Genomic DNA, 24841 nt, shown 5'->3' on the forward strand with positions numbered 1-24841 from the left:
AAAGAAACCCCGCACTCATTGAGTACGGGGTTTCTTAGCTGGTGGCTCCGACCGGCGTCGATCCGGTGACCTTTCGATTTTCAGTCGAACGCTCTACCAACTGAGCTACAGAGCCGGGCATCATCGAAAGATGATCACCGAGATCTTCCAAATCGCTTCAGAAAATCTGAGCGACCCTGACGGGACTTGAACCCGCGACCTCCGCCGTGACAGGGCGGCGCGCTAACCAACTGCGCTACAGGGCCTTGCTTTTCACGAGTGTAAACTCTACCAGCTTTTCAGCGGTTGAATTACCACTCTCGTGAGTACCCCCAACGGGATTCGAACCCGTGCCGCCGCCGTGAAAGGGCGGTGTCCTAGGCCGCTAGACGATGGGGGCTCAGAACACGCAGCTTTCAACTTGGCTGACTCCGAGGCTTCTCGGTTCCAGTCGTGTTTCCCGGCTGCGGACCTATAAAACTATAGGGCCTACTGGCGGGATTTCCAAAATCGGGTTTCACAGGCCCCCGGCTAGAGTGGAAATGTGCCGATCGAGATGAGCCCCGATGACTTCGAAGCCGCCGTCGACGACGCCCTGAACTCCATTCCGGAGGACCTGGCCAAGGCGATGAACAACGTGGCGGTCTTCGTTGAGGACGAGTACGTTCCGGGCCCGCACGAGGACCCGGAGACGGAGCTGCTGGGCCTGTATGACGGTACGCCCCTGACTGAGCGGGACTCCTGGTGGGGAGCAGGTTCACTGCCGGACCGGATCGTCATCTTCAGCGGACCGCTGATGCGCATGTGCGACAGCCGCGATGAGCTGGTCGATGAAATCCGGATCACCGTCATCCATGAGGTGGCCCACCACTTCGGGATCGACGACGCCCGGCTTCATGAACTGGGCTGGGGCTAGCCTGTAATTATGGGTGATCATTCCGGCCACAGCCATGGGCTGCCGTCAGGCACCGCCACCGGCAGGCACCGCCGCAAACTGCTGGCTGTTTTCCTCATCACCATCTCGGTGGTTCTCATTCAGGCGGCCGGCGCACTGGTCTCGGGGTCACTGGCACTGCTGGCGGACGCCGGGCACATGCTCTCGGACGCAGCGGGCGTTTCGATCGCCCTGCTGGCGGCCTGGATAGCCGGCCGGCCCGCGACGTCGAAACGCACCTACGGCTACCAGCGGGCGGAAGTCCTCGCGGCCCTGGCCAACGCGGTGCTGCTGATTGTGATTGCCGTTGTCATCTTCACGGAAGCCGTCCGCCGGATCGGTGACGCTCCGGAAGTCCACACCGGGATCATGCTGTTCGCGGCGGTCATCGGCGGACTGGCAAACCTGGTGTCCCTGCTGATCCTGCGCTCGGGCCGCAAGGAAAGCCTGAACGTACGCGGGGCGTATCTGGAGGTGCTGGGCGACCTGCTGGGCTCGGCCGCGGTGGTGGTGTCCGCCGTCGTCATCATTCTGACCGGCTACCAGCAGGCGGATGTGTGGGCCTCGTTCCTGATCGCCGCGATGATCCTGCCGCGGGCGTGGTCGCTGCTGCGGGAAGTGATCGATGTGCTGCTTGAGGCAACGCCGCAGGGCGTGGACGTTGAAATGATCCGGGAGCACATTGTCCGGGTGGACGGTGTGCAGGACGCCCATGACATCCACATCTGGACCATCACGTCGGGGGTGCTGGTGTTTTCGGCCCATGTGGTGGTGGACGAGGAGTTCCTGACCCCGCACGGGATGGACACCATCCTGGACCGGCTTTCGGGCTGCCTCGCCAGCCACTTCGACACCGAGCATTGCACCTTCCAGCTGGAGCCGGAGCGGCATGCCGTCCACGAAGGTGAACGGCACGCCTGAGCCATGCTCCTACTGTTCGGCCATGGGCCCGAACTTCGCCCGGTCAGCCAGGCGCGGATCGTCGTAGTCCGGGACCACCATGACGGGGCCCTTTGCGTGATGCAGCACGCTCTGGCTGGTTGAGCCCAGCAGCATACCGGCGAAACCGCCGCGGCCGCGGGTGCCAAGCACCACCAGTTCAACGTTTGCGGTGCGCCCCACCATAATTTCCGCCGGCGGCCCGTCCACGAGCTCCACGGACATCTCCACGTCCGGGAAGTGGCTCTGCAGCCAGTTCCGGCCGGCGTTGAGCTGCTCCATCAGTTCGGCATGCAGTGCGTCAACGTCCAGCGGTGCAGGCACCCAGGCCAGCGATCCGCTGAATGGAGGAAGTGCGCAGACAATGCGCAGCGGCAGGCCGGTGCTGCGTGCCTGTTCGGCGGCCACCAGGGAGGCGGCACGGCCGTGTTCTGAGCCGTCAACGCCGACGACGATGGCCTGGTGCACATCGTCTGCCACCGGGGATCCTGCCGGGGCGGACACACCGGCTTCGGGCAGCCGTCCGGCGGTCCGCAGCGGAACGATCACCGTGGGGCATTTGGCGTGGGCCGGAAGTGCACTAGAGACGGAGCCAAGGAGCCGCCCCACGAATCCGCCGCGGCCGCGGGAACCCACCACCATAAGATCCGCGTCCTCGGAGAGTTCCAGCAGGACTGCGGCAGCATCCCCGGTTTCAACCCGGGAGATGACCTCGAGTCCATCGTGGGAGATGCGGGCCAGGGCCTTTTCCTGAACGGAGCGGGCACCGTCGCGGATCACGGCGTCATCAACGGCCGTGTAGCCGGCGTCCATGGACGACGCCGCGAAGATGGGAACGGTGTAGGCCGTCACCACGTGCAGCGGAACACGCCGCCGCCGGGCTTCCCTTGCAGCCCAGGTGAGGGCACAGATGCTCTGGTCCGAGCCATCCACGCCGACCACGATTCCGGAGCGGAGCGGGTCCGCCTCAAACTCAGCATCGAACACAATCGGCTCCCTTCGGGTGCACACAGCCACCTTTGGCTGCGCTCCTATTGAAAGCCTACCCGCGAAGGTTCCCAGGCGGCGGTATCTATTTCGTCGGGACGTGCGCATTAAAAGCTAGGGGCACCGCAGGACTAATATCGAAACTGGTGCTTTCGCACATCCCCGAGCCACAACACTCACTCAGAGGAAAACAGTCATGCTCAAGCAAGGTTCAAGACTGGACCGGTATTTCGAAATCTCCAAGCGGGGCTCCACGGTTGCCACGGAGATCCGCGGAGGTCTGGCCACTTTCTTCGCCATGAGCTACATCGTGGTTCTGAACCCGCTGATCCTCGGAGGAGAAGACGGTGCCGGCAACGTCCTGGGAGCCCCTGCGGTCGCCGCAGCCACGGCACTGGTTGCCGGTGTCCTGACCATCATCATGGGCGCGTGGGCCAAGCACCCGTTCGCTCTGGCCACCGGTCTGGGAGTCAACGCGTTCGTCGCCGTCACCGTTGCCACGACCGATAACCTCACCTGGCCCGATGTGATGGGCCTGGTAGTCCTGGCTGGCATCACGATGCTCATCCTGGTGCTGACCGGGTTCCGGACAGCGGTCTTCAGGGCCGTTCCGGCGAGCCTCAAGACCGCCATCGTTGTGGGCATCGGCCTCTTCATTGCGCTGCTCGGATTCGTAAACGCCGGTTTTGTCCGCCGTGTCCCAGACGCCGCAGGCACCACCGTCCCTGTCGAACTCGGCGCCGGCGGAGACTTGCTGGGCTGGCCGACCTTCGTGTTCGTTTTTGGCCTGATCCTCACCATCGTGCTCATGGCCCGCGAGGTCCGCGGCGCGATCCTCATTGGCATCCTGTCCTCCACGGTGCTGGCCGTCATCATTGAAACCGTTGCCGCCCCCGGCAGCCAGGGCGCAGGCGTAGCAACCGGCTGGTCCCTGGTCACCCCGAGCATGCCGCAGTGGGGCGCCCCCGACCTTTCCCTGATCGGCGACTTCAACCTCTTCGGGTCCTTTGAGACGATGGGCATCATTGGCGCCTCGCTGCTGGCCTTCGTGATCCTGCTCAGCATCTTCTTCGATGCGATGGGAACCATGGTGGGCCTCTCCACCGGCGCCGGAAGCATCGACAAGGACGGCAACATCCCCAACGTTGACCGTGTGCTGCTTGTTGACGCAGCGGGCGCGATCGCCGGCGGCGGTGCCAGCGTCTCCTCCAACCAGCTGTTCGTTGAATCAGGCGCAGGCATCGGCGAAGGCGCCCGCACCGGTCTGGCATCGATCGTCACCGGCCTGCTGTTTATCGCAGCCATGTTCCTGACCCCGCTGATCTACCTGGTGCCGTTCGAAGCAGTGGCCCCGGCACTCGTCGTCGTCGGTTACCTGATGACCACACAGGTGGCGAAGATCGACTGGTCGGACATCGGACTGGCCCTGCCGTCCTTCCTGACCATTGTGCTGATGCCCTTCACCTACTCGATCGCCAACGGCCTGGGTGCCGGTTTCGTCTCCTATGTGCTTATCCGCACGGTGCAGGGACGGGCCCGGGAAGTCCACCCGGTCATGTGGATTGTCGCCCTGGCATTCGCCGTCTTCTTCTGCGTCGGCCCGATCGAAGCTGCGCTGGGCGTCTAAACCCTTATCTCCGCAGCAGCATCAGGGAAGTGCCCCCACCCGGCCCGCCCCCCCACTTCCCCTTTACGGCCTGGCCTTTTCCGCGGTTACTCCCGCTGTCTCGGCGTCGTGGATCACCTGGGATCCCCGCCCGAACGCGCGGACCTTTGCATCGTCCCAGAGCTGGGCCGGCAGCGCGCCGCCCAGCAGGGTGCGCGGCAGTGAGGCGTCCTCGGCGAAGGGGATATCGGAACCGGCGATGATGATGTTTCCGTAGCGCCTGCCCTTGAGCATCGCGGGGTCCGCAATGATGGCGGTGTGACGGAAGGATTCAGCAATCGTGGCCGCTTCCCGGCGGGCAGTCCTGAGGTCCGGCGCGTCACCGCAGTTGACCACGTACAGTCCGTCCGCTGCCAGCACGCGCTTTGCGTGGGCCAGGAACTCCGCGGACGTCAGCGGGGCCGGAGTCTTGTCCCCGGCGAAGACGTCGCGGATGATCAGGTCCCGGCTGTCCTCGCTGAGGGATTCGGTCACCTCGCGGGCTTCACCCACGCGCAGCCGCATCAGCGGGGCCCGGGGAAGATCGAACCAGCCGCGCACCAGTTCCGCGAGTTTCCCGTCCAGTTCGACGACGACCTGCCGCGCACCGGGGTAAACGTCCGCGAAGTACCGTGCCATCGAGCACGCCCCTCCGCCCAGGTGCAGTGCGCGCAGCCTGGCATCTGCCGGGAACCTGGATTCCACCAGGGCTGCGATCCAGCGCATGTACTCGAAGTCGAGCTCGCGCGGGTTGGCGAGGTCGATGTGTGAGGAGTGCACGCCGTTGATTTTCAGGAGCCAGCCGGTGGAGGAGAACTGGTCCGGAAGCAGTTCGCAGGTTCCGGTGTCGATTTCATAGCGGCCCGCTACAGGTCCGGCTCCGGGCGCGGGTTCTTCCGGTTTGCCTTTGCCGGGGCGCTGGCGGCCCATCAGCCAGCTGCCCGGGGAACGTGGATAGAGCTCATGCTTCCAGCTTAGGCTTCGCCGGAGACGGCACGTTCTTCCGGAACTAGGAGTGGCCCCGGTATTCGTCCTCCGCCGCCAGCACCTGCTCCAGCCGCTCCACCTTGCCGGTCAGTTCTCCCGTGTGGCCCGGGCGGATGTCCGCCTTGAGCACCAGGGATACCCGGCTGCCGTACCGGCCGACGGCTTCGGTGGCACGGCGGATGACGTCCATGACTTCGTCCCATTCGCCCTCAATGGTGGTGAACATGGCGTCGGTGCGGTTCGGCAGTCCGGACTGGCGGACGATTTTGACGGCGGCGGCAACGGCGTCGTGCACTGAAGCGTCTGCGGACGGACCACCGGGACCCGTTTCGGGACCCACACCGGACGGGGCAACTGAGAAGGCTACAAGCATGCGCCCAGTCTGCCACCCGGGGCGGCGAACCTGAACCGTACCGTCGTGCTGCGCAACAGAACTACGGCTCCGGCGTTGCCTCCGGGCTCCCCGCGGTGGGTCCGCCGGCCGGCAGCGGCTGGGCATTCTTCGGGTTCAGCCGGGAGCGGCGCTGCCCGTAGATGAAGTACAGCAGGAAGCCCAGAGCCAGCCAGAACATGAAGTAGATCCACGTTTCCACGGACAGGTTGGTCATCAGGTAGAGGCACAGCAGGGCGGAGAGCACCGGCAGGACCGGGCCGAACGGCACACGGAACGCCGGCTTGAGGTCCGGGCGCTTGCGGCGCAGCACCAGCACGCCGGCACTCACGACGACGAACGCGGAGAGCGTGCCGATGTTGATCATTTCCTCCAGCAGGTCCACCTGCGTGAAGCCGGCAACCAGGGCGACCAGGACGCCGCAGAGGATCTGCAGGCGGGCCGGGGTGGCGTGCTTGGAGCTGGTCCGTGACAGCGCCCGGGGCAGCAGCCCGTCGCGGGACATGGCCAGCACCACGCGGGCCAGACCCATCAGCAGCACCATGATCACGGTGGTAAGGCCAATCAGCGATCCGATGGCAATGACCTGCGCGGCACCCGTGTTGCCCACCAGGCTGAAGGCGGTGGCCAGGTTGGGTGATTCAACCGAGGCCAGCTCGGTGTAGGAAACCATGCCGGTCAGCGCCAGCGAGACGCCGATGTACAGGGCGGTGACCACGGCCAGGCCGGCGAAGATGCCGCGGGGCAGGGTGCGCCCGGGGTTCTTGACCTCCTCGGCGGAAGTGGCGACGACGTCGAACCCGATGAAGGCGAAGAACACCACAGCCGCGCCGGCGAAGATACCCAGCACGCCGTACTGGGCAGGAGCTGCGCCGGTCATGAAGGAGAACAGCGACTGCGCCATCACGCCTTCACTGCCGGCAGATGCGGTTGAAACCGGATCCGGGATGAACGGGGTGTAGTTCTCGAAGTCGATGTAGAAGAACCCGACCACGATCACGAACAGCACAACGCCGATCTTGATCAGGGTGAACACGTTGCCCACGCGGGCGGAGAGCTTGGTGCCCATCACCAGCAGCACGGTAAACAGGGCCACGATCAGGAACGGGCCCCAGGTCATGTCCACCGGACCGAGGGAAATGGTGGGCGGAATGTCCCAGCCGATCAGCGCAAAGACTTCGCTCAGGTAGATCCCCCAGTACTTGGCGATGACAGCCGCAGCCGTGAAGAGCTCCAGGATCAGGTTCCAGCCGATGATCCAGGCGATCAGCTCACCCATGGTGGCGTAGGTAAAGACATAGGCAGAGCCGGCAACCGGGATTGCCGTGGCGAATTCCGCGTAGCACATGATGGCCAGGGCACAGGTGACCGCGGCAAGGATGAAGGACAGCGTGACAGCCGGCCCGGAGAACTCAGCAGCGGCTTTGGCGCCAACGGAAAAGATGCCGGCACCCACGGCCACGGCGACACCCATGATCATGAGGTCCCACGTAGTCAGGGACCGCTTTAGGCGCCGCCCCTCCTCGTCTGCATCTGCCAGTGATTGCTCAATCGGCTTTGTACGGAACAGGCTCACTGCTTAGGTCCTTGCTATGGGGGTGGCTGCTAGGACCGGTCATTCAAAGGCCGGCGGTACAAGTGTAGACACACGCTGCTGGCTAAGTGCAGTTCGCTTTGCAAGTATGGATTCAGGCCCGTGTGCGCCATGCGGGCGCCTTCCTAGAGAACGGACATCGCCATGGCCCGCGGAATCTATGTAAGCGCCATGACTCCGGGATCCGGCAAGTCCCTCATCAGCCTTGGGCTGGCAGATATGCTCCAGCGGCACGCGGACCGGATCGGCTTTTTCCGCCCGATCGTGGAGGGCACGGACCGCGAGAATGATCCGATGGTCCGGCTCATGCAGCGCCGCTTCGACCTCAGCACCTCGAACTGCCGCGGCGGCCTGACCCGGCCCGAGCTGCGCGCCCTGCTGGTGGCCGGTGAACGCGGGGAAGTCGATGCGCGGTGCCTGGCCGTCTACAGCGAAATTGCGGCGAACTGCGACGTGGTGATTGTGGAGGGAACGGACCTTTCCGGGCACGACGTCGCATTGGAGTTCGATCTCAATGCCCGCCTGGCGAACAACCTGGGCGCCATGGTGATGGCCGTGGTCAACGCCCGTGAAATGGGCGTAGAGGAAGCGGCCGACGCCGTCGACGTCGCCCGCCGCGAACTCGCCGCGGCCAAGTGCGACCTGCTGGCCGTGATGGTGAACCGGGCTGAAGAGGAGGCCGTGGATGAGCTGCGGGCCAACGTCCGGCCCGGAGCCTCCCACCGGCCGGTGTATGTGCTGCCGGAACTGAACGAGATCTCCCAGCCGTCCGTCTCCGAAGTCGCTAAGGCACTTTCCGCCCGGCACATTGCCGGCAGCCGGTCCCTGGAACGCGACGTCACCGGCGTGAAGGTGGCGGCGATGACGGTTGGGAACTTTGTCGGCCAGCTGGCGGACGGTTCGCTGGTGATTGCACCCGGTGACCGGGCGGACGTGATGGTGGCAGCCCTGGCATCGTCCTTTTCCTCCGAGTTTCCGGTCCCCAGCGGCATGATCCTCACCGGCGGCCTGCCGCTGGAAGCCGGGATCCTGGCCCTCCTGGCGCAGGCCCCGTTCCCGGTCTTCGCCGTGGATTCGGATACCTATGCCGCGGCGCGGGACGTCAGCAACGTCCGGGGCGAAATCGCCACCGGCCAGCCGCGGAAGGTCGCTGCGGCACTTGGCGTCTGGTCACGCTACGTGGATGAAAACGAGCTGCTGGAACGCCTTGAACTGCCGCGGCCGGAAAAGACGACGCCACTGCGCTTCCTGAACGAACTTATTGTCCGGGCACGCACCAACCGCCGGCACATCGTGCTGCCCGAGGGCCTGGACGTGCGGATCCTGCGTGCAGCAGAGATCCTCCGCCGCCGGGATGTCTGCGCCCTGACGCTGCTTGGGCCGGCAGACCAGGTCAGGGAACTGGCCGCCAGCGAAGGCCTCGACCTCAGCGGCATCACTGTGATCAACCCCGCCACCAGCGGAATGCGGGACGACTTCGCCCGTGAGTACCAGCAGCTGCGCGCCAAGAAGGGCGTCACCCTGGAGGAGGCAAACGAACGTATGCTCCAGGGGGCATACTTCGGAACCATGATGGTGAAGCTGGGCCGGGTGGACGGTATGGTCTCCGGCGCCGCCCACACCACGGCCAACACCATCCGCCCGGCACTGGAGTTCATCCGGACCCGGGAGAACGTGCAGATAGTGTCCTCCGTGTTCCTAATGCTGCTGCAGGACCGGGTGCTGGTTTACGGCGACTGCGCCGTAAACCCGGAACCGGATGCCGGCCAGCTGGCAGACATTGCCCTGGCCTCCGCTGCCACGGCCGAGCAGTTCGGCATCACGCCAAGGGTTGCCATGCTCTCCTACTCCACGGGCGCCTCAGGCAAGGGCGGCTCCGTGGAAAAGGTCCGCGAGGCAACTGAATTGGTCCGCAGGACCCGGCCAGACCTTCCGGTGGAGGGGCCCATCCAGTACGACGCCGCCGTCGATGCCTCCGTGGCGGCATCCAAGGCACCTGGATCCTCGGTGGCCGGGCAGGCGACGGTGTTCATCTTCCCGGACCTGAACACCGGCAACAACACCTACAAGGCCGTTCAGCAGTCCTCCGGCGCCGTGGCTGTGGGCCCGATCCTGCAGGGCCTGCGCAAACCGGTAAACGACCTATCCCGCGGCTGCACCGTTGATGACATCGTCAACACCGTGGCCATCACCGCCGTCCAGGCGCAGGAGGACTAATGCTGGTACTTGTGGTCAACTCCGGTTCCTCGTCACTGAAGTACCAGGTGAGGGACACCGACACACACGAGGTTGTGGCCAAGGGCCTGATCGACCGCATTGGCGGCCCGGACGTCCCGGACCACCATGAGGCGCTGGTGCGGCTGCACCGGGATGTCGCCGACGCCCTGGACGGGAAGTCGATCGACGCCGTCGGGCACCGGGTGGTCCATGGCGGCGAGCGCTTCAGCGAGCCGGTGCTCGTGGACAACGAAATCACCCGCGCCATCGAACGGCTCAGCCCGCTGGCACCGCTGCACAATCCGGCCAGCGCCATGGGTATCCGGGCGGTGGCGGACCTGTATCCGGACATCCCCCAGGTGGCTGTTTTTGACACCGCCTTCCACCGCACGCTCCCGCAGCGCGCCTGGCGCTATGCCATTCCGCAGTCCCTGTACCGCCGGTACGGGATCCGCCGCTACGGGTTCCACGGCACGAGCTGCGATTACGTGAGCGGGCTGGCCGCGGAATTCCTGGGGGTTCCGGTCGAGAAGTTCGACGCCGTGATCGCCCACCTGGGCAACGGCGCGTCCGTGACGGCGCTCAAAGACGGCCGCAGCATCGACACCTCCATGGGCTTCACTCCGATGGCAGGGCTGGTCATGGGCACCCGTTCCGGGGACATCGATCCTTCCATCCTGGTCTTCCTGGGACGCGAGGGCTACGGCCCGGATGACGTCGACACGCTGCTGAACCGGGAATCCGGGCTGCTGGCCCTGGGCGGCGCCGCGGATATGCGGGAGGTCGAAGAGGACGCTGACGCCGGAAACGAGCAGGCGCGGCTGGCCCTGGAGATCGCGGCCTACCGGCTGGCAAAGTACATCGGCGCCTATCACGTGGCCGTGGGAGGGGCGAAGGCAATTGTGTTCACTGCCGGGATCGGTGAGAACGCCAGCGAGTTCCGGGAACAGGTAGTGGGAATGCTCGGTGCGCTGAATGTGCGCCTGGATGCGGAGGCCAACGCCGCGCGCTCCCGGCAGGTGCGGCGGATCAGCTCCCCCGACTCGGCAATCGAGGTGCTGGTCGTACCCACGGACGAAGAGGAAGCAATCGCCGAAGCCACAGTGGAAACTGTCCTGGCGTCCGGGCGCAAATAGGAACCACGGCTCCCCGCGCGGCGCAACCCTACTGGCGGGTACTTAGGCAATCCCCCGCCGGCACCCGGTCCGATGCGACAGCAAACGCAGAGCGTTGCTATATTGCAGGTCAGGTCAAGCAGAGGCCGCAGATTATTCTCGTGCGTGGAGTTGGCATGGAGCACACCCTGCGGGTACTGGTACGAATCGACACAAAAACGTCGTCGGCATGCATCGAAGTGCGCGGCTGCCTGGTTCTGGACAACTGCGCCGACCTCGTCGAGATCCTCCGCCACACATCCCTCCTGGGCGCGCACGTGGTGGTGAACCTGTCCCGCGCCAACCATCTGGATGCCCTCGCACTGGATGAGCTGCTGGCCCGGGCAGAAGAGATCCCGCCGCAGCCCCTAGCCGGCGGATTGACCACGGTCTCGGTGCAGATACCGCCGCGGATGCCGGTCTGCCTTCCATCCGTGCCCCAGCACCCGGACCCCCTGGACAATGAACTCGCCTTCGAAATGGCCTTCCTGCAGCGCAGCACTTCCGTTTTCCGCCGCCCCGGGTAACTGCTGCCCCTGCATTCCCAGGCCACTGGGAACCTGACCTCACCGGTCCCGCCACGCCGCACAATTGTCAGCAGGCTTATAAATTTGGCAGGATGGGACCAACTTATCCCGCACCATCGAGCAGGAGGTCAGCATGAAGGCAGTGACGTGGCAGGGCAAGCGGAAGGTCAGCGTCGAAGAGGTTCCCGATCCGGTGATCCAGGAGCCGACGGACGCAATCATCCGGATCACCTCCACCGCACTGTGCGGCTCGGACCTGCACCTCTACGAGGTCCTGGGCCCGTACATGAACGCCGGGGACATTGTGGGCCATGAGCCGATGGGCATCGTGGAAGAGGTCGGCAGCGCCGTCACCAACCTCAAGCGTGGCGACCGCGTGGTAATCCCCTTCCAGATCGCCTGCGGCCAGTGCTTTATGTGCCGCCAGGGACTGCAGACCCAGTGCGAGGTGACCCAGGTACGCGAAAAGGGTTCCGGGGCAGCATTGTTCGGCTACTCGGAGCTCTACGGCTCGGTACCGGGCGGCCAGGCCGAGTTCCTGCGCGTCCCGCACGCCGACTACGGCCCCATCAAGGTCAGCTCCGAGGGTCCGGATGACAAATACCTCTTCCTCTCCGACATTCTTCCCACGGCCTGGCAGGGCGTGCAGTACGCCAACGTGCCCGACGGCGGCACACTCGCCGTTTACGGGCTGGGCCCCGTGGGCCAGTTCGCCGCACGGATCGGCACCCACCTGGGTTACCGGGTGATTGGCATTGAGCCGCAGGCAGAGCGCCGTGACCTCGCCGCCCGCTACGGTGCCGAGGTGCTGGACCTCTCCAAGGATCTCGGTGACGAGCTCCGCGAAATGACCTCCGGACGCGGGCCGGACTCCGTGGTGGACGCCGTCGGCATGGAAGCCCACGGCTCCGGCGTCGGCGCCTTTGCCCAGGCCGCGGTGGGCCTGTTGCCCGATGCGCTGGCGCAGAAGGCAATGGAAACCGCGGGTACGGACCGCCTGTCCGTCCTGCACAGCGCAATCGACGCGGTGCGGCGCGGCGGCACCATCTCCCTGAGCGGCGTCTACGGCGGCACCGCCAGCCCCATGCCGCTGATGACAATGTTCGACAAGCAGCTGAACTTCCGCATGGGACAGGCCAACGTGAAGCGCTGGATTGACGACCTGCTGCCGCTTGTCGAAGACTCCGCTGACCCCCTGGGCGTGATGGATCTGGTGACCCACCGGGCCGGCCTTGAGGCAGCGCCCGAGCTCTACGAGAAATTCCAGAAGAAGGAAGACGGCTGCATCAAGGTGGTCTTCCAGCCCGGACTGAACTAGGCACAACCAGCACCAGGCGAAATGCTGTGCCCGACCGGATTCCGGTGGGGCACAGCATTTTCTATGCTCTTCGCAGGCTCCAGGCCCAGCGGATCAGGGGCAGCTGCAGGGGCAGGCGCAGGGTATGGATCACTTTTTCGCGGTCCGAGCCCCGCTCCCCGAAGGCACGTTCCAGTGCGCTGAGGTGTCCGGCGATGAAGGCTGCATACATCAGCGTGGTTCCGGTCGCCGCTGCACGCCGGGTGGCCGGAACCAGCAGTGCTCCCGCGGCGGCGGCTTCAATGACGCCGCTTGCACTGATCCACTGGCTGCGGGTCAGCACTCCGAAGCGGCCGCCCTTGTCCCGGCAGAGGCTGCGGGGAACCACGCCTGCATAGAAGCCGGGGTTGCGGAAATGGTTCACGGCGCTGGCGCTGAGCAGGGCCGCCATGGCGGCCGCCGAGAGGTTCTGTTTGTTCATGGGCTGCTTTCCATTGGTTCGGCAGGCTGGGTGCTGCGGAGCTGCTGTTCGGCTTCCGCCGCGTGGATGGCATCTGCCGCGCGGACCAGCGCCAGGTGGGAGAAGGCCTGCGGGTAGTTGCCGGCCATGCGCCCGTTCACTGTGTCATATTCCTCACTGAGCAGCCCAACCTCGTTGGCGTAGCCCACCAGCTGGTCCATGAGCCGGATCGCCTCCGGTAGCCGCCCGGTATGGGCGTATTGCTCCACTAACCAGAAACTGCAGGCCAGGAAGGGGTTCTCCCCCGGCTCCAGCCCGTCAACGCCGGCCCCGGTGCGGTAGCGGAGCAGCAGCCCCTCGCCATTGAGCAGCTCGCGCTCCAGGAATGCCACTGTCCCGAGCATCCGCGGATCGTCATAGTCCAGGAAACCGACGTGGGTCAGCTGGAGCAGGGAGGCATCTGCCTCCGAAGACCCGTAGCTCTGGACAAAGGCATTCCGGCCGGCATCAAAGCCGCGGTCCATGATCTCGGTGCGCAGTCCGTCCCGTAGGGCTTCCCACAGCTCCACCGGCCCTTCCATGCCGCCTGCCCGTGCAGCCCGGGCCGCGCGGTCGAACGCCGCCCACATCATGACCCTGGAATAGGTAAAGAACCTGGGCTCGCCCCGCACCTCCCAGATTCCATGGTCCGGTTCTTCCATGTGGCGCTCCAGGAAACCCAGCAGGGCCCGCTGCAGCGGCCAGGAGAAGTCGTCCTCGGCCACTCCCCGGTCCCGCATCCGGGCCAGCGCCACCATCACCGTGCCAACTACGTCTGCCTGGTACTGCTCAACCGCAGCGTTGCCCAGCCGGACCGGGAGTGAACCCGCGTATCCGGGGAACTGGCGCAGAATGCGTTCGGGTATTTCGCGCCCTCCGTCCACGGCGTACATGATCTGCAGATCATCCGGGTCCCCGGCCACCGCCCGCAGGAGCCAGTTCCGCCAGTGCTCGGCTTCGTCGTCATACCCGTGGGTCATCATCGCTTCGAGCGTCAGTGCAGCATCCCGCAGCCAGCAGTACCGGTAGTCCCAGTTCCGGGAGCCGCCGAATTCCTCCGGCAGGGACATGGTGGGCGCCGCGACGATCCCGCCCGTGTCCTCATGTGTCAGCGCCCGCAGGACCAGCAGCGAGCGCCGGACCGGCATCCGGTAGCGTTCCCGGTCTACGCAGAGCCCGGCCCAGTCCTGCCAGTACCTGGTGGTGCGGTCCAGTGCAGCATCAAGGTCCACTTCCCCGGGTGTCTCTCGGTGCGAGGGATACCAGACCAGCTCCAGGTCCACGGTTTCCCCCGCCCGGACCAGGAATTCCCCGGTGTGCCGGTGGTCGCTGCCGTGCGGGATGTTTCCGCCGTTCAGCACCATGGCGCTGGGCCCGGCGATGCAGAGCAGCCGTTCAGTTCCTCCGCGGGTTTCCCGGCGCATCCAGGGCACCGTGCTCCCGTAGTTGAACCGGACCTCCAGCTCCTGGCGCATCAGCACGGTGCCGGTCAGACCCTCGATCCGCCGCACAACCGACGCCCGCCGGTCCTTGACCGGCATGAAGTCCGTTACCAGCACGTCCCCGCTGCCGGTGCGCCAAAGGGTCTGCAGGATGAAGGCTGACTCCAGGTAGTCCCGCCTCAGCACCCTGGCTCCGGGCTGGTCCGGGGCCAGCAGCCAACGGCCATGCTCTTCGGTCCCCAGCAGCGAACCGAAGACCGACGGCGAGTCAAACCGCGGAAGGCAGAGCCAGTCGATGCTCCCGGCCCGGGACACCAGGGCCCCGGTGTGAAGGTCGGAAATCAGGGCATAGTCCTCGATTGGAGTGGCCATTGCACCACTCAACCACAGGCCCTGCCCGGAGCCTACGGCTGCGGCGCTGCGGTTGTTCCGGGTTCGGTGAGCGCGTCAAGGATGCCGCGCATCCGGCCCGGATAGTTGGTGGTAAATTCCCGGACACCGAGCCCGTACGCATACACTGCGTCCCGGGGCTCATCCACCGTCCACGCCCGCACCGTCCGGCCGGCCTGCACCCAGTCCGAGACCAGTTCCGGGTGCGCGTAGAGGAATTCGACTCCCGGGCCCGCAATGCCGGCAGTTCCTGCTGCGAGCAGCCCTTCAGCCTCAGCCAGCCCTGTCTCCAGCACCGTCCTGGCGTCCGTTCCCGGGGGCAGCGCTGCTTCCGCTTCGGCAATTGCTGCGGCATCGACGTCGGACACCAGCTGGCACACGAAACGCGCGTCAACGGTGCGGCGCAGGTGGGCGACCGACTCAGGGCTGAAGCTCATAAAGCTGACCTGGATGTTGGCCAGGCGCGATGTGCCGGCGTCCCAGCCCCGTGACGCCAGCAGCTGCAGGACGGTGTCTTCGAGTTTCAGCCCAAAGGGACCGGGCTGCTTGAACTCCACGGCCAGGCCCACGCCGCGTCCGGCGGCGCAGAGCAGATCCAGCAGTTCGGCGAGCGTGAGGAACTGCTCTGCGGCGCTACCGCGGTCCGCCGGGATCTGCGCTCCCTTCCAGCTGCTGAAATCCAGTTCCCGCAGCCGCGCCAGGGTGTAGCCGGACACCGGGCCGGAGCCGTTGGACGTGCGGTCCACTACCGGGTCATGCAGCAGCACGGGCTGCAGGTCGGCGCTGAGGTGGACGTCGCACTCAACGCCGTCGGCTCCTTCGGCCAGGGCCTGCAGGTACGCAGCCCGCGTGTGCTCCGCATACTGGCCGCTGGCTCCGCGGTGGGCATAGATCTGGGTCTGCACGTAAGACCTTTCGCTCAGGTATGGACTTCCACGGTACGTGAGCAGGCGTGCGCCCCGCGGCGGGCATGGCTTCCGGGCAGCGTGGCGCCGGAGCCGTGCTGCTGATTAGATGGCAGTGCGGTGCAGACGCGGGATTGCCGCGCGCCGGACAGACCGGTACCGCAACCGAGCTGGGACTGGAGGAGCGCCGGTGAGCACACCGCTGCTGGAGAAAGACGCCGTCAAGGCCGCGGCACTGCGCCGGATGAAACTGGTGGCCACCGGGCTGCTGGTAATTCTGGGCATCATCTTCGTCATCGCATTCGCGCTGCAGGACCGGTATCCGTGGCTGCAGTATGTCCGGGCCGCCGCCGAGGGCGGAATGGTCGGTGCACTGGCAGACTGGTTCGCGGTCACCGCACTGTTCAAGCATCCGCTGGGCCTGAAGATCCCGCACACTGCGATCATTCCCCGGAACAAGGACCAGATCGGCGCCACCCTGGGCGATTTTGTGGAGGACAACTTCCTTTCCGACGAGGTGGTCAAGACCAAACTCGACTCGATCGGGATTGCGCAGCGCGCCGGTGCCTGGCTGTCCCGGCCCGAGGGCGCCGAGCGGGTGGCCACCGAAGGAGCTGCCGCGATCCGCGGAATCCTCCGGGTCCTCGATGACGAAGCCGTGCGCGACGTCCTGGAGTCAATGTTCCGCAGGCATGTGGTGGATGTTCCCTGGGGTCCTCCGGTGGGCCGGATGGCCGAGCGTGTATTCGAAGAGGGCCATCACCACCAGCTGGTAGACCTGCTGGTGGACAGCCTGAACGACTGGGTGCACCAGAATCCGGACGTGGTGGCCCGGCTGGTAGCCGAGCGGTCGCCGTCGTGGGTTCCGAGTTTCCTCGATGACCTGGTGGGAGACCGGGTGCAGGTGGAGCTGGGACGCTTCCTGGATGCCGTGCAGGACGACCCCAACCACCAGGTTCGCCGCTCACTGGATGAATACCTCCGCGGCCTGGCCTCGGACCTGCAGCATGACCCCGGAGCCATGGCCAAGGCAGAACGGATCAAGGAACAGGTGCTCGACGATCCGCGCGTGAAGGAACTCATGGCGCAGACGTGGGCGACCATCAAGGGCGCGCTGGCCAACGCCGTGGACGACCCGGACAGCGAGCTCACCTCGAACTTCAAGTCCGCAGTGCAGGACTTCGGCACCCGGCTGGTCAGCGAGCCGGAGCTGGCCGCGAAGGTCAATGCCTACGTGGGCGACGCCGCCGGCTACCTGGTGCGTACCTACCGCAAGGACATTGCCGGCGTCATCACGGAAACGGTGGAGCGCTGGGACGCGGAGGAGACCTCGGAAAAGATTGAACTGCAGGTCGGCAAGGACCTGCAGTTCATCCGCATCAACGGCACCGTGGTGGGTTCGCTGGCCGGCCTGGCCATCTTCTCGGTGGCCCACGCCATTTTCGGCTAGTCCGCGCTCAGGCGCCGCGGCCCTCGGGGAGATCCCTGATCTCGGCGGCAAGCTCGCCCGGGATGGTATCCGGTGCTTCGCCGAATGCCCGGTGTGCAGCCTTGATCACGGACCGGCCCATGGTGTAATTGCCGGCACCGCCAATCACCGCGCCGACCCCCATGGGAAGCGCACGGCCAATAATTACCGATCCCTGCCGGGCCAGCATCTTCCTCATGAACTGTTTGCGGATGCTCCCGCCGATGCTGCCCAGCATGCCTGACGAGGCCCCGCCCAGCGCGCTGCCCCAGGGCTGGCCCTTGCTCAGCTGCTGCATCATGGCCGTGCCCTCTTCGCCCAGCATGATCGCCATTACTACCGTGCGGGAACGGTCCGGGTCCTGCAGGCGAACGCCGTGCAGCTCGGCGACGGACTGCGCGTAGAGAGCCGTCGCTTCCAGGAAGCCCACCGTGGCTGCCACCGAAAGCCCCAGGGCCGCTGCGGTGCCAACCGCAGGGACTATGGCGGTGGCGCCGACTGCGGCGCCGCCGCCTGCAACTGCGGCCAGATAATGGTGTTCAAGCATCTTTACCAGTTCGGCGGCGGAGGCCTCCGGGTGCCTGCGCTGCAGCCGCCGAATGTTGGCCAGGACCAGGGGACGCTGGACTTCCACGGCCCGCTCAATACCCCGGGCGACGTGGGTCTTGGGGCGCCCGTCACGGTCAAAGACGGCACCGCCGGCAAGCCGGAGTGCGCTGTTGGTCTTGAAGCCCATGGATGCTCCTTAGGTAGTGCCGGACACAGGGTCCGGGCGGCCGCTCGTCCAGCCTACGTGACTGGGCTTAACCGGAACGGACCCACGGAATAGCTTCCGTGGGCCCGTTCGTGGCTGCGGGCACTGCCCGCGTGCTCACTTACTAGGCGCGGGCGCCGCGCTTGGTGATCATGCCGTAAACCAGCAGCACGATGATCGAGCCGACGATGGCTACGAGCCAGGTCTGGATCGAGAAGAATTCTTCGAGGCCAATACCGAAGATCGCATTGCCGATGAAGCCGCCCAGCAGGGCGCCAACGACGCCGAGGACCATGGTGATGATCCATCCGCCGCCCTGGCGTCCCGGAAGCAGGGCCTTCGCAATGGCGCCTGCAATAAGTCCCAGAATAAGGAAAGCAATGATACCCATGTGAATACTCCTTGCTGTGTGTGAGTGACTGGTGAAAGTCTGCGTGACCTGTGGGCCGCGCTTTCCATCAGCCTACTTCATAAGCATGCTTATGCGAAGCCGTTCCCGCCCAAATTCAGGCACCTCGAAAACATAATGCCTAGTCAGAGCGCTAATAAGGTACCTTATTTTTTTCCTGCGGCAGGGCGAAGGTGCGCAGGAAAATGCCCACATCACGCATCTCATCGTCCCCGATCCGGTGCCCCATGCCGGGGTAGGTACGTGCCGTTAGAGCGGTGTTCTCGTCCAGCCAGTGAGCTGCCGCCGCGACGGCGTCGGAATGGATCACCCAGTCCGCGCGGTCCCGCCCCCAGAAAAACGGCACGGGCCGGGCCAGTGGTTCGGCCATCGCCAGCAGTTCGCTTTGCACGATGAACCCGGAGAGCCCGATTACACAGGTGAAATCATCCGGGCGGAGCCGGAGGGCGGTCACCGCCATGGCCATTCCCTGGGAGAAGCCCAGCAGGGATACTCCGGTGAAGTCTCCCTGCCGCTTTAGCTCCGAGATCGTGTTCAGGAGGCCGCTTCCCGCCGCCAGGACGTCGGCTTCGTCCGACTCCAGCATCGGGTCCAGCAGGAACCAGCCGCTGCGCCCGCCGACGTCGAACGGGCCTCGCAGGGCAGCGCCCGTAATACCGGGCGGTAGGCGCCGGAACAGCGGCGTCAGCGCGGACTCATCCGATCCATAACCGTGCAGCATAACGAGCAGGTGCGTTCCCCCGCGCGCTTCTTCCGGGGCGGACCAGGTGACCGAATGCATGCCCCCCAGCCTAGGCGCCGACGAGCACGCCGGGCGTTTGTGCCGGCGCACCCGCCGGGCAACCGCTGCCCCATTGCATTTGGCCAGACGGGGAACCTACCGTTGCAGACAGCGCATAGTCATGCGTCGCGGCCACTGAATGCGGGGGCACATGTACGCAGGAAAGAACCGGGGCGCCATCGTGACGCTCACCGCCAATCCAAGCCTTGACCGGACAGTCGAGCTGTCAGGGGTTCTGGTGCGCGGCGCCGTGCAGCGGGCCGCCGGAGTCCACGAAGAACCCGGAGGCAAGGGCGTGAATGTCTGCCGGGCGCTGGCCGCCTCCTCAGTGCCCAGCGTGGCAGTACTGCCGGGAGACAACGCCGATCCGGTTATGCAGGCGCTGCGGACCACGGGAATTCCACACAGCAACCTGCCCATCGGCGCCCCGCTGCGGGCCAACCTCACGCTGACTGAGCCGGACGGCACCACCACCAAGGTCAACCTTCCCGGGCCTGAGCTCAGCGCCGCCGTGCAGGAGAGCCTGCTGGCCCTGACCGTGGACACGTGCGGCGGGCCGGAAGGAGCCGATCCGGCAAGCTGGCTGGTCCTGGCCGGGTCGCTTCCCCCCGGAGTTCCCGCGGACTACTACGCCGTCGTCGCCCATGCCCTCCGCGCGCGCTACGCCGCGGCCGCTCCCCTGCTGGCCATTGATTCCTCCGGTCCGCCGCTGCTTGGCGCCCTCCTGCACGACGCCATGCCGGACCTGCTCAAACCCAACGGGGAAGAACTCGCCGAAGTGACCGGCGTTGCCACCGGAGATGCCTTGGAAGCCGACCCCGCACTGGCCGCCGGTGCAGCCATGACGCTGGTTGAACGGGGCGTCGGCGCGGTACTGGCCACTCTGGGTGCCCGCGGCGCGCTCCTGGTGACGGCCGACGGCGCATGGCTGGCAACCCGACCGCCGGTTACCCCAAAATCCACGGTCGGCGCCGGGGACTCCTCGCTGGCCGGCTACCTGCTGGCACAGACCGAGGGACGGACACCGCCCGAATGCCTGCGCCAGGCAGTGGCGCACGGCGCCGCCGCCGCTTCGCTGCCGGGAACGACCGTGCCCGCCCTCTCGCAGACGGATCCCGGGGCCGTAACCGTGACCACGCTTGAACTCCACCCAGTGCCCGCCTCCGCCACCAGGCGCGGCCCGGCTACAGCAACGCCGAAGGAGCAGGACTGATGTCAGAGCTAATTACCCCGGAACTGGTCACCCTGGACCAGGATCTTGGCGGCACGCGGGAATCGGTCATCCGGCATTTGGCCGAGCAAGTGGTCGCCGCCGGCCGCGCATCGAGCCTGGAAGAACTGTTTGCCGATGCAATAGCGAGGGAACAGAAGACGGCCACCGGCGTACCGGGCGGAATCGCCATTCCGCACTGCCGCTCCGCCGCAGTCACCCAGGCAAGCCTGGCGATGGCACGGCTGACGCCCCCGGTGGACTGGGGCGCCAAGGACGGCCCGGCGGACATTGTCTTCTTTATTGCCGCACCGGAAGGCGCGGACCAGGAGCACCTGCAGCTGCTGGCCAAGCTGGCGCGGTCCCTGATCAAAAAGGACTTCACCGGCGCGCTGCGCAGCGCACCCACACCGCAGGCCGTCGTGGAGCTGGTGGACGGCGCACTGGGCCTGGGGCCCGCACAGGAAGCGCCCCAGGCTCCCGCCACCGGGGCCTCGGCCGCGGACGGCGGACAGGCTTCTGCGGGCACCCCAGGTTCCGGCGCCGGCGGCGCAGCAGCAGGTGCTGCTGCCGGTGCAGCAGCCGCAGGGGGGTCAACAGGGGCGCATGCCGAAAGCACCTCCGGCACCGGTGAGGTTCACGGCGGAGGCGGGACGGCCACGTCGGGCGACGCCCCTGCATCGGCGTCGGGCTCCCGGCCGGAGCGTCTGGTCGCAGTGACCGCCTGCCCCACCGGAATCGCCCACACCTACATGGCCGCGGATTCACTCGCAGCGGCCGCCGCTGAGCGCGGCATAGACCTGCAGGTTGAGACACAGGGTTCAGCGGGCTCCACCCCGCTGGATCCCGAGGTAATCCGGAATGCCGATGCCGTGATCTTCGCCGTCGACGTCGATGTACGGGACAAGGGCCGGTTCGCCGGCAAGCCGGTGATCAGCGGACCGGTCAAGCGCGGCATCGACGAACCCGGAGTCATGATCGACGAGGCCCTGGCGGCAGCCAAGGACCCAAACGCACGCACAGTTTCCGGAGGAGGCGGCGGTGGAGAGGAGCGTGCCTCCGCCGGCGGGGAGAACTTCGGCGGACAGCTGAAGCGGGCACTGCTCACCGGCGTCAGCTACATGATTCCGTTCGTGGCCGGCGGCGGCCTCTTGATTGCCCTGGGCTTCCTGCTGGGCGGGTATGAACTTTCGCTCTCGAATGACGAAGGCGTCGCCAACGGCGACATCCTCCTGGACGGGACCAGCATTTTCTCACTGCCCCCGGACGGACTGCTGGCATATCTGGGTGCCGTCTTCTGGAAGATCGGCAACATCTCCCTCGGGTTCCTGGTCCCGGCCCTAGCCGGTTACATCGCCTACGCGCTGGCTGACCGGCCGGGCATCGCCCCCGGATTTACCGCCGGTGCCGTCGCCCTGTACATGGACGCCGGGTTCCTCGGCGGAATCGCCGGCGGCCTCCTGGCCGGGTACGTTGCCATGTGGGTGGGCGGCTGGAAGGTGCCAAGCTGGCTGCGCGGACTGATGCCCGTGGTGATCATTCCACTCATAGCCTCACTCATAGCCTCCGGCCTGCTGCTGCTGGTGCTTGGCGGGCCAATCGCTGCACTGACCCTGGCGCTGAACGACTGGCTCTCCGGGCTCACCGGCGTCGCAGCCATTGGACTGGGCATAATCCTGGGCCTGATGATGGGCGCGGACCTCGGCGGGCCGATCAACAAGGTTGCCTACGCCTTTGCCGTCGCCGGCCTCGGTGAAGGAGCATTCGACAACCAGGCTCCCTGGCAGATCATGGCCGCCGTTATGGCAGCCGGCATGGTCCCGCCGCTGGGCATGGCCCTGGCAACGGTCCTCGACAAGAGCCAGTTCAGCATGGCCCTGCGGGAGAACGGCAAGGCAGCCTGGCTGCTCGGTGCCGCGTTCATATCAGAGGGCGCCATCCCATTCGCCGCAGCGGATCCGCTGCGTGTCATCCCGTCCACCATGCTCGGCGGTGCAGTGGCCGGTGCCATCTGCATGGCCGCCGGGGTAACGTCGCAGGCACCGCACGGCGGAATCTTTGTCTTCTTCGCCATCGGAAACATTTTTATGTTCATCGTGGCCATCCTGGCCGGCATGGTCGTCAGCGCGCTGGTCCTCGTGGGGCTCAAACGCCTGACCGGATCGAAGAAGGCAGAGGAACCCGTCGTTGCCTAGGAACTCAGTTTTGATCCACAGAGAGGTTCAGTGATGCGCACCATCAAGGGAATCGGAGTCAGTCCCGGCCGGGTCCTGGGGCCTTCACTGCGGATGCCGCCGCCGGTGCCGGAGCCCGACGCCGACGCAAAGTACGCGCCGGACAGTTCAGTTGACCAGGAGAAAGCACGGCTGAAGGACGCCGCCGAAGCGGTTCGGGAGGACCTCAAGCACCGCTCCTCCGTCGCCTCTGGGGACGCCAAGGCCGTCCTGGATGCCACCGCCATGATGGCCACCGACCCCATGCTGCTCAAAGCTGCCGGCAAGCACATCAACCAGGGTATGGCCGCAGACCGCGCCGTCTGGGAAGCCGGCCTAGAAGTCGCGGCAATGCTGCAGGGCCTCGGCGGATACATGGCAGAGCGCACACAGGACGTCCTGGACGTCCGTTCCCGGATCGTGGCACAGCTTGACGGCCTTCCGGCGCCCGGCATACCGGCGTCGGACGTCCCGTTCATCCTCACCGCCGAGGAACTCGCTCCGGCCGACACAGCCACGCTGGACCCGGCGCTGGTCATCGGGCTTGTCACCAGCGGCGGCGGACCCCAGTCCCACACCGCCATCCTCGCCCGCTCGCTGGGGCTGCCGGCAGTAGTGGGTGCCGCGAGCGCGGACTCGATTCTCGACGGCACGGAGATCTACCTCGACGGCGGCACCGGAACCGTGGTGGTGAACCCCGGCGTCGCGGAGCGCGAAGCCGCCCAGAAGTATGCCTCCAGATCCTCGCTCCCGGCCTTCAACGGCGTCGGCAGCACATCCGACGGCCACCGGGTGCCGCTGCTGGCCAATGTCGGCTCCGGCAAGGATGCCGAGGCAGCCGCGGCAGCCGGAGCGGAGGGCGTGGGTCTGCTGCGCACTGAGTTCTGCTTCCTGGGCAGGGACTCCGAGCCGAGCCTGCAGGAACAGGTGGCGGCCTACGGTGCGGTTCTTGATGCTTTCCCAGGCCGCAAGGTGGTGGTGCGGACCCTCGACGCAGGCGCGGACAAGCCGCTGCCGTTCCTCACGGACGCCACCGAGCCGAATCCGGCGCTGGGGGTGCGCGGGTTCCGGACTGACAGGTCCGCCCCCGGAGTCCTGACCCGCCAGCTGGAAGCGATCGCTGACGCGGCTGGTTCGCATGACTGCGATGTCTGGGTCATGGCTCCCATGGTGGCCACCGCCGATGAGGCCTCCGACTTTGCCGTGATGTGCGCTGCCGCCGGCTTGGCGACCCCCGGAGTAATGATCGAGGTGCCCGCAGCAGCCATCAAGTCCGAGGCCGTGCTTTCCAAGGTGAAGTTCGCGTCACTGGGCACCAATGACCTCACGCAGTACACCATGGCGGCCGACCGGCAGCTGGGCACACTCGCGTCCCTGAACGACCCATGGCAGCCTGCCGTACTGCAGCTGATCGCGATGACCGTCCAGGGCGCGGCCCTGGCGGGCGCAGCCGACAGCGTGCCGCGCAACGTGGGCGTGTGCGGCGAGGCGGCAGCTGACCCTGCCCTCGCCGTCGTCCTGACCGGGATTGGCGTCAACACCCTGTCCATGACCCCGCGGGCATTGTCTACGGTGGGTGCCGTGCTGGCCTCAGTGACTCTGGCCGAGGCCCAGGAACTCGCGGGTATCGCGCTGATTGCCAGGACGGCGGCCGAAGCACGGACCCAGGTTCGCAGCCGGCTTCCCATCCTCGAACAGCTTGGCCTCTAGTACCGGCCGCAAACGAGCAGCAACCAACCGGAAGGAAAACCCGATGCCAGAACGCGAAGCCACCATAGCCAGCAGGGTAGGGCTCCATGCCCGCCCGGCTTCCCTCTTCGCCGAAGCGGCGGCAGCCCAGCCCGTGGAAGTCACCATCGCGATGCAGGGCGAACCGGCGGAGGAGGCGATGGACGCCTCCAGCATGCTCTCCCTGATGAGCCTGGGCGCCTCCCACGGAGACGTGGTGGTTCTGCGGGCAGAGGGTGAAGGCGCTGATGCCGCACTTGATGCCCTGGTAAAGGTCCTCGAAACGGACCTCGACGCCACCTAGCACTCGCCGCAAGCTGCTTAAAGGAGCGAAGCCGGCGGCCTCAGGCCGCTGGCTTCGACAGCAACTTCACGCTGACCCCCCACAGGC

At 66.2% G+C, this 24841-nt stretch carries 22 protein-coding genes and 3 tRNA genes; 12 read left to right on the forward strand and 13 right to left on the reverse strand.

Going from position 1 to position 24841, the window contains the following annotated elements; genetic code table 11:
* Positions 1–39 precede the first annotated feature (39 nt).
* The 3 genes from TVC13_RS04550 to TVC13_RS04560 form a co-directional block, all read right to left on the reverse strand.
* Positions 40–115 (reverse strand) — tRNA-Phe (locus TVC13_RS04550).
* A gap of 56 nt (positions 116–171) precedes the next feature.
* Positions 172–245, reverse strand: a tRNA-Asp gene (locus tag TVC13_RS04555).
* Between the two features lie 61 nt (positions 246–306).
* Positions 307–379: transfer RNA gene (locus TVC13_RS04560), tRNA-Glu, on the reverse strand.
* A 156-nt stretch (positions 380–535) separates the two neighbouring features.
* Between TVC13_RS04560 and TVC13_RS04565 the strand changes: the two genes are divergently transcribed.
* Both TVC13_RS04565 and TVC13_RS04570 read left to right on the forward strand, forming a co-directional pair.
* On the forward strand, positions 536–895 hold the full coding sequence (locus tag TVC13_RS04565) for a metallopeptidase family protein (protein ID WP_422400072.1): 360 nt from the start codon (positions 536–538) through the stop codon (positions 893–895).
* Positions 896–904: 9 nt separating this feature from the next.
* Complete coding sequence (locus tag TVC13_RS04570) at positions 905–1834, forward strand: cation diffusion facilitator family transporter (RefSeq protein WP_422400046.1); 930 nt, start codon at positions 905–907, stop codon at positions 1832–1834.
* Positions 1835–1843: 9 nt separating this feature from the next.
* Here the strand turns inward: TVC13_RS04570 and TVC13_RS04575 are convergent, their stop codons facing one another.
* Entirely contained in the window at positions 1844–2842 is a 999-nt protein-coding gene (locus TVC13_RS04575) for a universal stress protein (RefSeq protein WP_422400073.1), read from the reverse strand.
* A 193-nt stretch (positions 2843–3035) separates the two neighbouring features.
* On the opposite strand from TVC13_RS04575, the gene TVC13_RS04580 reads away from it, so the two are divergent.
* On the forward strand, positions 3036–4466 hold the full coding sequence (locus TVC13_RS04580; RefSeq protein ID WP_422400047.1) for an NCS2 family permease: 1431 nt from the start codon (positions 3036–3038) through the stop codon (positions 4464–4466).
* Positions 4467–4529: 63 nt separating this feature from the next.
* Here TVC13_RS04580 and TVC13_RS04585 read toward each other — a convergent pair whose 3' ends face one another.
* From TVC13_RS04585 to TVC13_RS04595, 3 genes are all read right to left on the reverse strand, one after another.
* On the reverse strand, positions 4530–5414 hold the full coding sequence (locus tag TVC13_RS04585) for a spermidine synthase (RefSeq protein ID WP_422400048.1): 885 nt from the start codon (positions 5412–5414) through the stop codon (positions 4530–4532).
* 79 nt (positions 5415–5493) lie between these two features.
* On the reverse strand, positions 5494–5844 hold the full coding sequence (locus TVC13_RS04590; RefSeq protein ID WP_091600748.1) for a thiamine-binding protein: 351 nt from the start codon (positions 5842–5844) through the stop codon (positions 5494–5496).
* 61 nt (positions 5845–5905) lie between these two features.
* Positions 5906–7438, reverse strand: a complete 1533-nt coding sequence (locus tag TVC13_RS04595; RefSeq protein WP_422400049.1) for an amino acid permease — start codon at positions 7436–7438, stop codon at positions 5906–5908.
* Positions 7439–7600: 162 nt separating this feature from the next.
* Here TVC13_RS04595 and pta point away from each other — a divergent pair, with 162 nt between their 5' ends.
* The 4 genes from pta to TVC13_RS04615 all read left to right on the forward strand — a co-directional run bounded on the left by pta (position 7601) and on the right by TVC13_RS04615 (position 12672).
* Positions 7601–9673, forward strand: a complete 2073-nt coding sequence (pta, locus tag TVC13_RS04600) for a phosphate acetyltransferase (protein ID WP_422400050.1) — start codon at positions 7601–7603, stop codon at positions 9671–9673.
* Positions 9673–10809 (forward strand): acetate/propionate family kinase, encoded by a 1137-nt coding sequence (locus tag TVC13_RS04605; protein ID WP_422400051.1) that lies wholly within the window; start codon positions 9673–9675, stop codon positions 10807–10809. The genes pta and TVC13_RS04605 overlap by 1 nt, the downstream gene beginning before the upstream one ends.
* A 155-nt stretch (positions 10810–10964) precedes the next feature.
* Entirely contained in the window at positions 10965–11354 is a 390-nt protein-coding gene (locus TVC13_RS04610) for a hypothetical protein (RefSeq protein ID WP_422400052.1), read from the forward strand.
* Positions 11355–11487: 133 nt separating this feature from the next.
* Positions 11488–12672, forward strand: coding sequence for a zinc-dependent alcohol dehydrogenase (locus TVC13_RS04615; RefSeq protein WP_422400053.1), 1185 nt, complete (start codon positions 11488–11490; stop codon positions 12670–12672).
* Positions 12673–12733: 61 nt separating this feature from the next.
* Here TVC13_RS04615 and TVC13_RS04620 read toward each other — a convergent pair whose 3' ends face one another.
* Genes TVC13_RS04620 through TVC13_RS04630 form a run of 3 tightly spaced genes read right to left on the reverse strand, consistent with a single transcriptional unit; the run spans position 12734 to position 15887 of the window.
* On the reverse strand, positions 12734–13132 hold the full coding sequence (locus TVC13_RS04620; RefSeq protein WP_422400054.1) for a hypothetical protein: 399 nt from the start codon (positions 13130–13132) through the stop codon (positions 12734–12736).
* Positions 13129–14982 carry a glycoside hydrolase family 15 protein gene (locus tag TVC13_RS04625; protein WP_422400074.1) on the reverse strand — a complete coding sequence of 618 codons (1854 nt, stop codon included), beginning with the start codon at positions 14980–14982 and terminating at the stop codon, positions 13129–13131. Before TVC13_RS04625 ends, TVC13_RS04620 begins: the two co-directional genes overlap by 4 nt.
* A 14-nt stretch (positions 14983–14996) precedes the next feature.
* Entirely contained in the window at positions 14997–15887 is an 891-nt protein-coding gene (locus tag TVC13_RS04630) for a glycerophosphodiester phosphodiesterase (protein ID WP_422400055.1), read from the reverse strand.
* Between the two features lie 244 nt (positions 15888–16131).
* On the opposite strand from TVC13_RS04630, the gene TVC13_RS04635 reads away from it, so the two are divergent.
* Entirely contained in the window at positions 16132–17337 is a 1206-nt protein-coding gene (locus TVC13_RS04635; RefSeq protein ID WP_422400075.1) for a DUF445 domain-containing protein, read from the forward strand.
* A 7-nt stretch (positions 17338–17344) separates the two neighbouring features.
* Here the strand turns inward: TVC13_RS04635 and TVC13_RS04640 are convergent, their stop codons facing one another.
* The 3 genes from TVC13_RS04640 to TVC13_RS04650 all read right to left on the reverse strand — a co-directional run bounded on the left by TVC13_RS04640 (position 17345) and on the right by TVC13_RS04650 (position 19299).
* Positions 17345–18091, reverse strand: a complete 747-nt coding sequence (locus TVC13_RS04640; RefSeq protein WP_422400056.1) for a hypothetical protein — start codon at positions 18089–18091, stop codon at positions 17345–17347.
* 142 nt (positions 18092–18233) lie between these two features.
* On the reverse strand, positions 18234–18500 hold the full coding sequence (locus TVC13_RS04645) for a GlsB/YeaQ/YmgE family stress response membrane protein (RefSeq protein ID WP_422400057.1): 267 nt from the start codon (positions 18498–18500) through the stop codon (positions 18234–18236).
* A gap of 151 nt (positions 18501–18651) precedes the next feature.
* A complete protein-coding gene (locus tag TVC13_RS04650) occupies positions 18652–19299 on the reverse strand; it encodes an alpha/beta hydrolase (RefSeq protein WP_422400058.1) in 648 nt (215 codons plus the stop codon).
* 151 nt (positions 19300–19450) lie between these two features.
* Between TVC13_RS04650 and TVC13_RS04655 the strand changes: the two genes are divergently transcribed.
* Genes TVC13_RS04655 through TVC13_RS04670 form a run of 4 tightly spaced genes read left to right on the forward strand, consistent with a single transcriptional unit; the run spans position 19451 to position 24754 of the window.
* Positions 19451–20512, forward strand: coding sequence for a 1-phosphofructokinase family hexose kinase (locus tag TVC13_RS04655; protein WP_422400059.1), 1062 nt, complete (start codon positions 19451–19453; stop codon positions 20510–20512).
* Positions 20512–22704 carry a PTS fructose transporter subunit IIABC gene (locus tag TVC13_RS04660; RefSeq protein WP_422400060.1) on the forward strand — a complete coding sequence of 731 codons (2193 nt, stop codon included), beginning with the start codon at positions 20512–20514 and terminating at the stop codon, positions 22702–22704. The genes TVC13_RS04655 and TVC13_RS04660 overlap by 1 nt, the downstream gene beginning before the upstream one ends.
* A 33-nt stretch (positions 22705–22737) precedes the next feature.
* A complete protein-coding gene (gene ptsP, locus TVC13_RS04665; protein WP_422400061.1) occupies positions 22738–24432 on the forward strand; it encodes a phosphoenolpyruvate--protein phosphotransferase in 1695 nt (564 codons plus the stop codon).
* Between the two features lie 43 nt (positions 24433–24475).
* Positions 24476–24754, forward strand: coding sequence for an HPr family phosphocarrier protein (locus TVC13_RS04670; RefSeq protein ID WP_422400062.1), 279 nt, complete (start codon positions 24476–24478; stop codon positions 24752–24754).
* The last annotated feature ends 87 nt before the right edge of the window (positions 24755–24841 follow it).

Origin of the sequence: Arthrobacter sp. 3Tela_A (genome assembly GCF_049311025.1) — a bacterium.
Lineage (GTDB): Bacteria > Actinomycetota > Actinomycetes > Actinomycetales > Micrococcaceae > Arthrobacter_B.